The 11,913-nt window shown below is 52.9% G+C and carries 14 protein-coding genes; 11 read left to right on the top strand and 3 right to left on the bottom strand.

Going from position 1 to position 11,913, the window contains the following annotated elements; genetic code table 11:
* The first annotated feature begins 146 nt into the window (after positions 1 to 146).
* The 3 genes from gcvT to gcvPB are packed head-to-tail and all read left to right on the top strand — an operon-like array spanning position 147 to position 4,058.
* Positions 147 to 1,220, top strand: coding sequence for a glycine cleavage system aminomethyltransferase GcvT (gene gcvT / locus KNP84_RS00405; protein WP_058763896.1), 1,074 nt, complete (start codon positions 147 to 149; stop codon positions 1,218 to 1,220).
* A gap of 25 nt (positions 1,221 to 1,245) precedes the next feature.
* A complete protein-coding gene (gene gcvPA, locus KNP84_RS00400; RefSeq protein ID WP_215114379.1) occupies positions 1,246 to 2,583 on the top strand; it encodes an aminomethyl-transferring glycine dehydrogenase subunit GcvPA in 1,338 nt (445 codons plus the stop codon).
* The gene (gene gcvPB / locus KNP84_RS00395; protein WP_021067714.1) at positions 2,583 to 4,058 is read left to right on the top strand and encodes an aminomethyl-transferring glycine dehydrogenase subunit GcvPB; all 1,476 of its coding nucleotides are present in this window, start codon (positions 2,583 to 2,585) and stop codon (positions 4,056 to 4,058) included. The genes gcvPA and gcvPB overlap by 1 nt, the downstream gene beginning before the upstream one ends.
* Positions 4,059 to 4,145: 87 nt before the next feature.
* On the opposite strand, the gene KNP84_RS00390 is transcribed toward gcvPB, so the two are convergent.
* Positions 4,146 to 4,520: a rhodanese-like domain-containing protein gene (locus tag KNP84_RS00390; RefSeq protein ID WP_081637957.1), complete on the bottom strand. Its 375-nt coding sequence runs from the start codon at positions 4,518 to 4,520 to the stop codon at positions 4,146 to 4,148.
* A gap of 170 nt (positions 4,521 to 4,690) precedes the next feature.
* On the opposite strand from KNP84_RS00390, the gene mntR reads away from it, so the two are divergent.
* A complete protein-coding gene (gene mntR / locus KNP84_RS00385) occupies positions 4,691 to 5,119 on the top strand; it encodes a transcriptional regulator MntR (protein WP_021067712.1) in 429 nt (142 codons plus the stop codon).
* A gap of 179 nt (positions 5,120 to 5,298) precedes the next feature.
* Entirely contained in the window at positions 5,299 to 5,826 is a 528-nt protein-coding gene (gene hpt, locus KNP84_RS00380; RefSeq protein ID WP_029595267.1) for a hypoxanthine phosphoribosyltransferase, read from the top strand.
* Positions 5,827 to 5,861: 35 nt separating this feature from the next.
* Here the strand turns inward: hpt and KNP84_RS00375 are convergent, their stop codons facing one another.
* Together KNP84_RS00375 and KNP84_RS00370 are read right to left on the bottom strand one after the other, a co-directional pair.
* Positions 5,862 to 6,275 (bottom strand): SA1362 family protein, encoded by a 414-nt coding sequence (locus KNP84_RS00375; RefSeq protein WP_021067710.1) that lies wholly within the window; start codon positions 6,273 to 6,275, stop codon positions 5,862 to 5,864.
* 16 nt (positions 6,276 to 6,291) lie between these two features.
* The gene (locus tag KNP84_RS00370; protein ID WP_029595268.1) at positions 6,292 to 7,236 is read right to left on the bottom strand and encodes a DUF1385 domain-containing protein; all 945 of its coding nucleotides are present in this window, start codon (positions 7,234 to 7,236) and stop codon (positions 6,292 to 6,294) included.
* Between the two features lie 142 nt (positions 7,237 to 7,378).
* Between KNP84_RS00370 and aroQ the strand changes: the two genes are divergently transcribed.
* From aroQ to nusB, 6 genes are all read left to right on the top strand, one after another.
* Positions 7,379 to 7,816, top strand: a complete 438-nt coding sequence (gene aroQ, locus KNP84_RS00365; RefSeq protein ID WP_021067708.1) for a type II 3-dehydroquinate dehydratase — start codon at positions 7,379 to 7,381, stop codon at positions 7,814 to 7,816.
* The gene (locus tag KNP84_RS00360) at positions 7,812 to 8,879 is read left to right on the top strand and encodes a M24 family metallopeptidase (RefSeq protein WP_483299373.1); all 1,068 of its coding nucleotides are present in this window, start codon (positions 7,812 to 7,814) and stop codon (positions 8,877 to 8,879) included. The genes aroQ and KNP84_RS00360 overlap by 5 nt, the downstream gene beginning before the upstream one ends.
* A 29-nt stretch (positions 8,880 to 8,908) precedes the next feature.
* The gene (gene efp / locus KNP84_RS00355; protein WP_021067706.1) at positions 8,909 to 9,475 is read left to right on the top strand and encodes an elongation factor P; all 567 of its coding nucleotides are present in this window, start codon (positions 8,909 to 8,911) and stop codon (positions 9,473 to 9,475) included.
* 112 nt (positions 9,476 to 9,587) lie between these two features.
* Positions 9,588 to 10,043 (top strand): acetyl-CoA carboxylase biotin carboxyl carrier protein, encoded by a 456-nt coding sequence (gene accB / locus KNP84_RS00350; RefSeq protein ID WP_215114031.1) that lies wholly within the window; start codon positions 9,588 to 9,590, stop codon positions 10,041 to 10,043.
* 7 nt (positions 10,044 to 10,050) lie between these two features.
* Positions 10,051 to 11,394 (top strand): acetyl-CoA carboxylase biotin carboxylase subunit, encoded by a 1,344-nt coding sequence (gene accC, locus KNP84_RS00345; protein ID WP_021067704.1) that lies wholly within the window; start codon positions 10,051 to 10,053, stop codon positions 11,392 to 11,394.
* Between the two features lie 112 nt (positions 11,395 to 11,506).
* Positions 11,507 to 11,890 carry a transcription antitermination factor NusB gene (gene nusB, locus KNP84_RS00340; RefSeq protein ID WP_021067703.1) on the top strand — a complete coding sequence of 128 codons (384 nt, stop codon included), beginning with the start codon at positions 11,507 to 11,509 and terminating at the stop codon, positions 11,888 to 11,890.
* The last annotated feature ends 23 nt before the right edge of the window (positions 11,891 to 11,913 follow it).

Genomic DNA, 11,913 nt, shown 5'->3' with positions numbered 1-11,913 from the left:
ATAATGAGGATGAAAACGTTTTCGTTTTCCATCCTCTTTATTTTTGCCCATTTTGGCTAGGCAGAGCCGCAAAAAATTGATAAAGTGGAATAGAAAACGAAATATTTCACGAAATACATTATTTACGTTCGGGATTGGGGGATAATATGGAGAAAGTATCGTTAAAACGTACGCCTTTATATGATTTGATTTCCGTAAAGGCGAAGATGGTGGATTTTGCGGGGTTTGAGATGCCGATCATGTTCTCATCGATTAAAGAAGAGCATCAAGCGGTTCGCAACAACGTCGGGATGTTCGATGTGTCACACATGGGGGAGATTCGCATCGAAGGACCGGATGCGCTCGAGAACGTGCAACGTCTTGTCACGAACGATGTGTCAAAATTACAGATCGGTCAGGCGCAGTATAATCTGTTCTGTTTACCGAATGGCGGTGTCGTCGACGACCTGCTCGTCTATCGACTTGATGAAGATGCATTTTGGCTCGTCGTCAACGCCTCGAATATCGAAAAAGATGTGGCGCACGTCCGTGAATATGTCACAGGGGACGTCACAGTGACGGATGAGTCGAACGCCTATGGTCAAATCGCCATCCAAGGACCGATGGCTGAACAAGTGCTCGGCCGTTTGACGGATTTGCCGCTGGCCGACATCAAGTTTTTCCGGTTCATGACCGGCGACGTGGCCGGCGTGTCGACCATCGTTTCACGCAGTGGCTATACGGGGGAGGACGGGTTTGAATTGTATGCCCGCGCCGAAGACGTAGCCGCAATTTGGTCAGCGTTAGAAGCTGAAGGTGTCACGCCATGCGGGCTCGGCTCGCGTGACACGCTCCGATTTGAAGCGTGCCTCCCGCTCTATGGGCACGAGCTCGATGAGACGGTCACTCCGTTCGAGGCGAACTTGAACTTTGCCGTCAAACTCGATACTGAGTTCATCGGTAAGGACGCCCTCGTGAAGCAAAAAGAAGACATCCCGCGCCGATTGATCGGCTTGCGTCTGCTCGGGCGTGGTATCGCTCGTCAAGGCGCGACGGTCGAAGTTGACGGAGAGACGATTGGTGTTGTCACGACTGGTACGATGCCGCCGACGGTGAACGAATCAATTGCCTGGGCGCGCGTCGATCGCCGTTTCGCGGAGGCGACACACTTTATCGTTGAAGTTCGGGGTAAAAAAATAGAAGCCGAACGTGTACCGACACCGTTTTATAAACGTAAATGAAACAGGGGGATTCAGCATGAATAGAATGGAGTTTCGTTATTTACCGATGACAGAGCAAGATGAGCGTGACATGTTGCAGACGATTGGCGTAGAGTCGATTGAAAACCTACTCGAGGATATTCCAGCATTGCTCCGGGAGACGGCTTCTTTAGCGGCCATCGGTGCGCCGCTTCCGGAAGTTGACCTCGTTCGTCATATGACGAAGCTGGCTGAGAAAAACGTGCACACGAAATCGACTCCGAGTTTCCTCGGGGCCGGGATGTACGATCACCTCTCTCCGAGCGTCATGAACCATATGCTTCTCCGTTCCGAGTTCTATACTGCTTATACGCCATATCAACCTGAAATCTCGCAAGGTGAACTCCAAGCGATGTTCGAGTTCCAAACGATGATTTGCGAATTGACGGGGATGGACGTGGCCAACTCGTCAATGTATGACGGAATCACTGCCCTCGCTGAAGCAACGTATCTGGCGAGTGCCCATACGAAGAAAAAACGTGTCGTCGTATCAGGAGCGGTCCATCCGGAAGCGAAGGATGTCATCCGAACATACGCCGGTGGGCCAGGGCTCACGGTCGAATATACGGACGTGAGTGCGGGAGTGACCGATATATCTGACATCGATTTGACGGACGCCTCGTGTCTCGTCGTCCAATATCCGAACTTCTTCGGTCGTGTCGAGGACTTGTCAGCCCTCGCGAAAGCAGCGCACGACGCCGGCGCCTTGTTCGTCGTGTCGAGCAATCCGCTCGCGCTCGGTATTCTGGAATCACCGGGTGCGCTCGGTGCCGACATCACAGTCGGTGACGCCCAACCGTTCGGAATCCCGCAAAGCTTCGGCGGTCCTTCATGTGGATACTTCGCCGTCAAACAAGCACTCATGCGCAAACTTCCAGGCCGCCTCGTCGGTCAAACGGTCGATGAGGATGGGAAGCGCGGTTTCGTCTTGACGCTTCAGGCCCGTGAACAACACATCCGTCGTGACAAAGCGACGTCAAACATCTGCTCGAACCAGGCGCTCAATGCGCTCGCGGCATCAATCACGATGTCTGCCCTCGGGAAGTACGGGATTCGTGACATGGCCGTCCGTAACATTCAAACGGCCCATTACATGAAAGAAGCACTCAAGACTGCCGGTTACACGGTAATCGATGAAGGGCCGATGTTCAATGAGTTCGTCGTCGACTTCGGAGTCGATGCGGAAGATGTGTCGCGTCATCTGCTCGAGGCCGGCATCATCGGCGGCTTGCCACTCGGCTCGTATGAGACAGAACGGCAGACGCAAATGTTGCTCTGCGCGACGGAGCTTCGGACGAAAGAAGAAATCGATCAATTTGTTGAAGTGGTTGGGGGGATGAAGTGATGCAACACGAACAAACATTAATTTTCGAAGTGTCACGTGCAGGACGAACGGGCTATAACTTGCCGACACCGACCGTGCCGGAAGTCGATTTGGACACGCTCTTACCGGCTTCGATGATCCGTCAAGAAGCGGCCGAGCTTCCGGAAGTATCGGAACTTGATGTCGTCCGCCATTATACGTCGCTGTCGACACGCAACCACGGTGTCGATTCCGGCTTCTATCCGCTCGGCTCGTGCACGATGAAATATAACCCGAAAGTGAATGAAGATATGGCCCGCCTCCCTGGCTTCGCCCATATCCACCCGTTGCAGCCGGTCGAGTCAATTCAAGGGGCGCTCGAGCTCATGGTCGACCTGCAAGAACAACTTGCCGAAATCACCGGCATGGACGAAGTGACGCTTCAACCGGCAGCCGGGGCCCATGGAGAATGGACCGGTCTCATGCTCATCAAGGCGTTCCACCATCACAACGGTGATATGGAACGGACAAAAGTACTCGTGCCGGATTCGGCACACGGAACGAACCCGGCCTCGGCCGTCGTCGCCGGTTTCGAGACGGTGACCGTCAAATCAGATGAGCGTGGGCTCGTCGATTTGGAAGACTTGAAGTCAAAAGTCGGGGCCGATACGGCAGCGCTCATGCTGACGAACCCGAATACACTCGGTTTGTTCGAGGCCGACATTTTGGAGATTGCCAAAGTCGTCCACGAGGCCGGCGGCAAACTTTATTACGACGGAGCCAACTCGAATGCGATTTTAGGGATCGCCCGTCCTGGGGATATGGGCTTCGACGTCGTCCACTTGAACTTGCATAAGACGTTCACGGGCCCGCACGGTGGTGGCGGTCCAGGATCTGGACCGGTCGGAGTGAAGCGCGACTTGATTCCGTATTTGCCGACGCCGATTGCGCGCCGTGCCGAAACGGGCTTCACGCTCGATTATGATCGTCCGCAATCGATTGGCCGCATCAAACCGTTCTATGGCAACTTCGGGATTAACGTCCGCGCCTACAGCTACATCAAAACGATGGGTGCGGAAGGGTTGACGCGTGTCTCACGCGAAGCGGTATTGAACGCCAACTATATGTTCGCCCGCTTGAAAGATGCGTTCGATGTGCCGTACGATACGTTCTGCAAGCATGAGTTCGTCTTGTCTGGAAAACGTCAAAAAGCGCTCGGCGTGCGTACGCTCGATATCGCCAAACGATTGCTCGATTTCGGCTACCATCCGCCGACGATTTACTTCCCGCTCAACGTCGAGGAGTGCATCATGGTCGAACCGACGGAGACGGAATCGAAAGAGACGCTCGACGCATTCTGCGACGCGATGCTCCAAATCGTCAAAGAGGCAGAAGAGAATCCGGAAATCGTTCAGACGGCCCCGCATACCACGGTCGTCAAACGACTCGACGAGACGCTCGCTGCTCGCAAGCCGGTGCTCAAATACGAACGACGCCAACCGTCGTCCATCAATTGAAACCGAACCCGTTCGCTATAAGCGAGCGGGTTTTTTGGCGCAAAAAAACGTCCATCTCCGCTAGAAGGAGTGGACGTAGTGAGCGGGTCAGTCTTTTTTGACTTTCCCTTTCCAGTTTTTGAAGCCGCCGTCGAGCATGTAGATGTCCGTATAACCATTTTTCATGAGCAGCTTGGCCGCTTGGTTCGTACGTGACTTGCCTTGGCAATACATGAGGATCGGTTGATCTTTGCGAAGTTCTTTCATGCGCAGTTTCATTTGTCCGACCGGGATGTTACGGGCGCCGACGATGTGGCCTCCCTTGTACTCGTTCGGTTCACGGACGTCGATCAATTGACCTTTACGGAGCGATGCACGGAACTCTTCTTGCTTCATTTTCTTCAAACCGCGAGCCGGCAAGAAACGCCAGACGATGTATGCGATGAGCGCAGCCCATAGGATGATGACGAGGATAGTTTCGATTCCCATTGATGTTCTCCCTTTCTCTATTAAGTTTCACCAACATCCATTATAAAGAATTTAAGGTCATGAGACAATGATTGACTGATGGATTTCCCCGTTCTGCTTTCGGTTTCTAAATGGTTGCGTTAAAATAGAGATTGCAGAACGGAACATAAGGGGAGGCTATGCCCATGCCGACACCGAGTATGGAAGATTACTTAGAACGAATTTATTTGCTGATGGTGGAGAAAGGATACGCTCGCGTATCCGATATCGCCGAACATTTAGGGGTGCATCCCTCCTCTGTCACGAAAATGGTGCAAAAGCTCGACCGGGAAGATTATTTGATTTATGAGAAATATAGAGGTCTCATGCTGACGAACAAAGGCCAGAAAATCGGGAAACGGCTTGTCGAACGGCATGCGATGCTCGAGTCATTTCTACGCTTGATTGGCGTCGACGAAGCTCACGTCTATGAGGATGTCGAAGGGATTGAGCACCACTTAAGCTCAAATACGCTCGACTGTATGACCCAATTCGTCGAATTTTTCGAAGACAAACCGGAACTCATGGCACAGTTTCGTGCGTTTCAAGAGGTGAACCGCTCTGAAGACGAGTGAATGTAAACGACCGCGACCGATGAATCGAATCGGAAGCGGTCGTTTTTTACGTAAATCTAACCTAAAACCGAACAATGACTTCATATTTTTCAAGTAAAGTCTATTTTTAAGCCGTTTTTATGATAGAATGGGTGCTGGTAAGAAAGATAAGGGGGTGACGGCGAACAATCGCCGACATTATGGATATTCAAATCAAAGGGAAACTGTTTGACGAAGCGCAGATTAAACAACGTGTGGCGGAACTCGCCCAACAAATCGAACGCGATGCGGCAGGGACACCGATCGTCCTCGTGGCCGTCTTAAAAGGGTCGCTCGTCTTCGCAGCCGACTTGATGCGCGAGATGACGGGCAGTGTCCAACTCGACACGGTCGCGACGTCGTCATACGGGAAGAAATCGGTCTCGAGTGGGAACGTCCAACTCCGTAAAGATTTAGATCTCGATGTCGAAGGAAAGTACGTCGTCATCATCGAGGACATCATCGATACGGGACAGACGCTCAAATTCTTATGCCAGCACATGACGTTACATCAACCGGGAGAATTGAAGATTTGTACACTTCTCGATAAACCGGCCCGCCGGCTCGTCACGTTGGATGCGGACTATGTCGGTTTCGAGATTCCAGATGAATTCGTCATCGGGTATGGCATCGATTATGCCGAACAGTACCGCAATCTGCCGTACATCGGCTTCGTCGAGACAGAATGAAAAACGAACCAGGCCGGATATGGCCTGGTTCGTTTTCACATATTGGCTTTCTTTTTCTTCTTGCCTTTCTTGCCTTCGATGACGGTCAAGTGAGGGGCGTCACTGCGATGCGCCGAGCGGGTCGGACGCTTCGACAGTTTCGTCACGTTCGAACTGGGTTTCACTTTCTTCTTGGCCGCAGTGGACGGCTTGACTTTCGGATTCGCACCTGGGCGTTGCATTCGTTTTTTCGAGGCTTGAGCGGTCTTCCGGTAACGCATATCCTCAGCCGAAATTTTCGGCGCCATGAACACTCGATAAATCACATAGAAAATCAACCCGAAAATCCCGATGAAGAGCAACTGTCTGAACAATCGACCAGGGTCGGTCGCGAGCATATGTCCGACACCGATGAAGCCTAAGATGAACACGATCGTGGCTGCGGTCGAGCCGATTCTTTGTCTGATCATGGTGCTTTCCTCCTCTTTATCCCTCTCTTTGCACGGCCGGTTGACCTAGTTCTGAACGTTCCCATGTCTCGAACGCCTCGATGGCGACACGGATTTGTTCGTCATTCGGTTCGCGCGTCGTCAACAATTGTAAAGACAACCCAGGCTTGCCGAGAACGGACAAGAAGCGATGTTCACGGAAGCGGTTTGTGAATTGGAGCACCTCGAATGAGATGCCGATGACCACTGGCAACAAAGCGATGCGGCTGACGAGTCGGACCCAGAGGGGGTCGATCGGGACGATCATGTAAACGCCGATGCCGACGAAAACGGTGAATAGGATGAAACTCGATCCACAGCGATAGTGGAGGCGTGAGCTCGCCCGAACGTTATCGACGGTAATCGGTCGTCCGGACTCATAACAGTTGATCACCTTGTGCTCGGCCCCGTGATATTGGAACACGCGCCGGATGAGTGGCGTCAAGGAAATCAAATAAAGGTAACTGAGCAACAATACTAATTTTATTCCCCCTTCGAGGAGGTTTTGAATCACATGACCGGACAATGCGGGCACGCTTTGGAACATGGCGGCGAGAAGGGCCGGGGTGACGTTGAAAATCAGCTTCCCGAACACGTATGAGATGACGCCGACGATGGCGATCATGACGACCATCAAGATGTTCTGTTTTTTCTCTTCTGGTTTCGTTGCCTCATCCTCACTCGGGTCGACGTCATAACGATCGCTTGCGAACGTCATATGGGCCGAACCATTTTTGAGTGATTCGTATAGCGCGACCACACCACGCAGGAATGGGATTTTTTTTAACGATTGGACCCACGGGACGAGAATGCGGGGCTGCTGGAACGTCTCGATAGACCCGTCTTTCCGTCGAATCGCCGAAGCGCTCTCGGCGCGTCCTTGAAACATGACGCCTTCCACGAGCGCCTGGCCACCGACGGGAATCATTGGTTTAGTTTTCATGTCATTTCCTCGATTCCTACAGTTATATAGTTGAATTATACCGTGATTCACGTAAAAAACGAAACCTCACGAACGTCGATTGTCGCACGAACCGTTAAATTTGTTACAATAGAGGCGACTTGACGAACAGGGGGGAAGACTTGTGCATATACTCGTCTTAAATGGACCGAATTTGAATCTGCTCGGGAAGCGGGAACCGGACGTATACGGGGACGTCTCGTTGAAGGGATTGACGGCGGAGCTATTGCTCGCCGCCCCGGAGGATGTTCAGTTGACGTTCGTCCAATCCAACCATGAAGGCGAACTGATCGACGCGCTCCATGAAGCGTACGATTATGCGGGGGTCATCTTTAATGCGGGGGCGTACACGCATACGTCGATTGCGCTCCGGGATGCCATCGCCGCCATCAAAGCCCCGGTCGTCGAAGTACATATCTCGAACGTGCATGCACGGGAGTCGTTTCGTCATGAATCGAAACTTGCCGCCGTTTGTCTCGGTGTCATCAGCGGTTTCGGCCTGACGAGCTATACGCTCGCGTTGCAGGCATTGCTCGTACATTGGAGGAATCGACATGATTGAACGGGTCAACAAACTGCAAGGTCAGCTAGAAGCGAACGGCATCGACGGATTGCTCGTGACGAAACGGGAAAACATCCGCTACTTATCTGGTTTCACCGGGTCGAGCGGTGTCCTCGTAATCACGGCGCAGTCGGCGAGCTTCATCACGGATTTCCGCTACACGGAACAAGCCGCTAGCCAAATAAAAGGCTTCGACATCATCGAGCATAAGACGTCGCTCATCAAGTCGGTGGCGGAAGTCGTGACAGAGCAAGCGGTGAAGCGCCTCGGCATCGAACAAGATGACATGACGGTCGGCCAGTTCCGGACGTATGAAAAAGAAGTCGCAGCCGAGCTCGTCGAGACGTCAGGTATCGTCGAAAAGCTACGCTTGATTAAGGATGAGTCAGAGATTAAGATAATGAAGGAAGCCGCGGCGATTGCGGACGCGGCGTTTGCACACATCCAGACGTTCATCCGTCCAGGGCGGACCGAAAAAGAAGTCGCGAATGAACTGGAAATGTTCATGCGGGCCCAAGGTGCGGACTCATCTTCGTTCGATATGATCGTTGCGTCAGGGCATCGTTCGGCATTGCCGCACGGTGTGGCCAGCGACAAGGTCATCGAGGCGGGAGAACTCGTGACGCTCGATTTCGGTGCCTACTATCAAGGATACTGCTCGGATATCACACGTACGCTCGCTATCGGGGACATCTCGGACGAGTTGCGCACGATTTACGATACGGTGCTCCGGGCTCAACTCGCAGGTGTCGAGGGCACGAAAGCTGGCATCACGGGAATCGAGGCGGACGCATTGACGCGTGACGTGATTAAAGACGCGGGCTACGGTGAGTACTTCGGACATTCGACAGGCCACGGTCTCGGCATGGAAGTGCATGAGGCACCAGGCTTGTCATTCCGTTCGGAGACGGTGCTCGAGCCGGGGATGGTCGTCACGATTGAACCGGGTATCTATATCGCCGGGATCGGCGGTTGCCGCATCGAGGATGATGTGGTCGTCACGGAGACGGGCAACATCCGTCTCACGCAGTCGCCAAAAGAGTTAATTACGATTGAGGCTTGAGTCTCAGCTCATTTTAGGAGGAAATCAACATGGTATCAGTAAACGATTTAAAAACAGGCTTAACGGTCAAGACGTCTGACGGTTCGATTTGGCAAGTCATCGAATTCCAACACGTCAAGCCAGGTAAAGGCGCGGCCTTCGTCCGCACGAAAATGCGTAACTTACGCACAGGCGCGATTCAAGAGACGACGTTCCGTGGTGGCGAGCGCATCGAACGTGCGCACATCGAACGGAAACGCATGCAGTACCTCTATCCGATGGGCGATACGTACGTGTTCATGGACACAGAGTCGTATGAACAGCTCGAATTGACGGGCGAGCAAGTGAAAGCGGCGCTCCCGTACATGCTCGAGAACATGGAAGTAAGTATCGCTGACTACGACGGTGAGATTCTCGGAATCGAGCTTCCGACGACGGTCGTCTTAACGATTGTCGAAGCCGATCCAGGCGTCAAAGGCGACACGGCATCGAACGTGAAGAAAAACGCGACGGTCGAAACGGGCCACATCATTCAAGTGCCGCTCTTCATCGAGCCAGGCGAAAAAGTAACGGTCGACACGCGCACAGGCGAGTTCACGGGCCGCTATAACGGGTAAACCAAGGGTGTCCATTCTTAGGAATGGGCCCTTTTTTTGTCGTTGCATTCACTGGTCTGACCAGTTATAGTAGAGTAGAGATTAGTACCAGGTATAAACAGGGGGTTATTTCATGCAAATCGAACACATTAAAGAGCTGATCACATTACTCGATCAGACGTCCGTTCACGAGATGGAACTCGAGACGCCGGAGTTTAAACTTTCATTGAAAAAAGAAGCGGCCCCACAATTCGCCGCTACTCATACACCGATCGTGCAAGCGGCCCCGGTCGCAGCACCTGCGCCAGTCGTCGAGACAGAACAAGAAGCGGCACCAACACCTGCGCCGAGCAACTTGCGCACGATCACGTCACCGATGGTCGGGACGTTCTATTCGCGTCCGGCACCGGACAAAGACGCTTACGTTCAAGTCGGCGACCGCGTCGAAGCCGGACAGGTCGTCTGTATTTTAGAAGCGATGAAACTGTTCAATGATGTCGAGACGGAAATCAGCGGGGAGATCGTCGAGATCCTCGTCGCAGATGGCGATTTAGTCGAATACGGCCAAGCGCTCTTCAGCGTGAAGTGAGGTATGTATGAAACTACTCATTGCTAACCGTGGAGAGATTGCGGTCCGCATCATCCGGGCCGCGAAAGAGTTGAATATCCCGACGGTCGCTGTCTTCTCGGAAGCGGACCGTGAGGCGCTGCACGTCCGTCTTGCCGATGAGGCATACTGCATCGGACCGAACCCGTCGAAAGACTCATATTTGAATATCCCTAACATCTTGTCGGTCGCTTGCGCGGTCGATGCGACGATGATTCATCCAGGTTATGGATTCTTAGCCGAGAACGCCGAGTTCGCCGAAATGAGCGAGGCGTGCGGCATCCAGTTCGTCGGACCGAGTAGCTATGCGATTCGGAAGATGGGCATCAAGGACGAGGCGAAACGAACGATGATCGAATCGGGCGTTCCGGTCGTCCCGGGGTCGAGTGGTGTCGTCACCGACGAGGAAGCAATCGAACTCGCCCGCGAGATTGGATATCCGGTCATCATCAAGGCGACGGCCGGAGGCGGAGGACGTGGAATCCGTGTCGCCTTCGACGAGTCTGAGCTCGTGAAAGGGCTCACCGACACACGTAAAGAAGCGAAGCAGGCGTTCGGCAACGGCGACGTCTATTTGGAGAAATACATTGAGTCGTTCCGTCACGTCGAGGTGCAAGTGCTCGCCGATCAATACGGCAACGTCATCCACCTCGGGGAGCGGGACTGTACGATTCAGCGCCGGATGCAGAAGTTGGTCGAAGAAGCGCCGTCTCCGGCAATCGATGAGACGACCCGTCAAGCGATGGGCGACGCAGCCGTGAAAGCGGCCAAAGCGATTCAGTATTCGGGTGCGGGTACAATCGAGTTCATTTACGTACCGGAAGTGAACGAGTTTTACTTCATGGAGATGAACACGCGAATCCAAGTCGAACACCCGGTCACCGAAATGATCACCGGCTTCGACCTCGTCCAAGCACAACTCGAAGTCGCGCTTGGACATCCGCTTGCCATCAGCCAGGCGGACATCAAATTTAGTGGTCACTCGATCGAATGTCGCATCAATGCGGAAGATCCGTTTGCAGATTTCCGTCCGATGGCCGGGAAAATCGATCAGTATATCGTTCCTGGCGGCATGGGCGTTCGGGTCGACAGCGGTCTCTATGCCGGTGCTGTCATCCCGCCGTTCTATGATTCGATGGTGGCGAAGCTGATCGTCCATGCCCCGACTCGGGAAGAGGCGATCGCGAAGATGCTTCGCGCCCTCGACGAGTTCACCGTATCGGGCATCCACACGACGATCCCGTTCCATCAACAAGTCATGGCCCATGAACGTTTTCGAACAGGGGCGTTCGACACGAAATTTGTCGAAAAAGAAATGACGCTCACGAAATGACCTTGACCAGGAAGCCCGAACATTATTTGGGCTTCCTGGTTTTTTGTACTGAATTTATGGAGGCTTTATGCTAAACTATCACAATGAAAGCATGCAAAAGGAGAGTATCTGAATGAAACGTCATGAAGCACGGGAAAAAGCGATTCAAACGCTTTTTCAAATCGAAGTATCAAAACTTGAGGTAGACGAGGCCATCGAATTTGCCCTCGATGGCATGGAGTCGGATCCATTCTACGAACAACTCGTCGTTGAGACGTTAGAAAAGAAAGATGAGATTGACGAATTGCTCATCGAAAACTTGAAAAACTGGAGACTCGACCGTCTTGGAAATGTCGAGCGGACGATTCTTCGCATGGCGACGTACGAGTTACTCTACGTCGAGACGATTCCGGACAAAGTGACGATCAACGAGGCGGTCGAACTCGCCAAATCATTCGCCGATGAAGAAGCGGCCAAGCTCGTCAACGGCGTGCTCGGTAACATCATCAAAGCGTAAGCGAAGACAAGCATTACGGTCTG

Source organism: Exiguobacterium sp. s70 (assembly GCF_018618315.1).
Classification (GTDB): domain Bacteria; phylum Bacillota; class Bacilli; order Exiguobacteriales; family Exiguobacteriaceae; genus Exiguobacterium; species Exiguobacterium chiriqhucha.
This window is presented reverse-complemented; position numbering and strand designations above follow the sequence as displayed.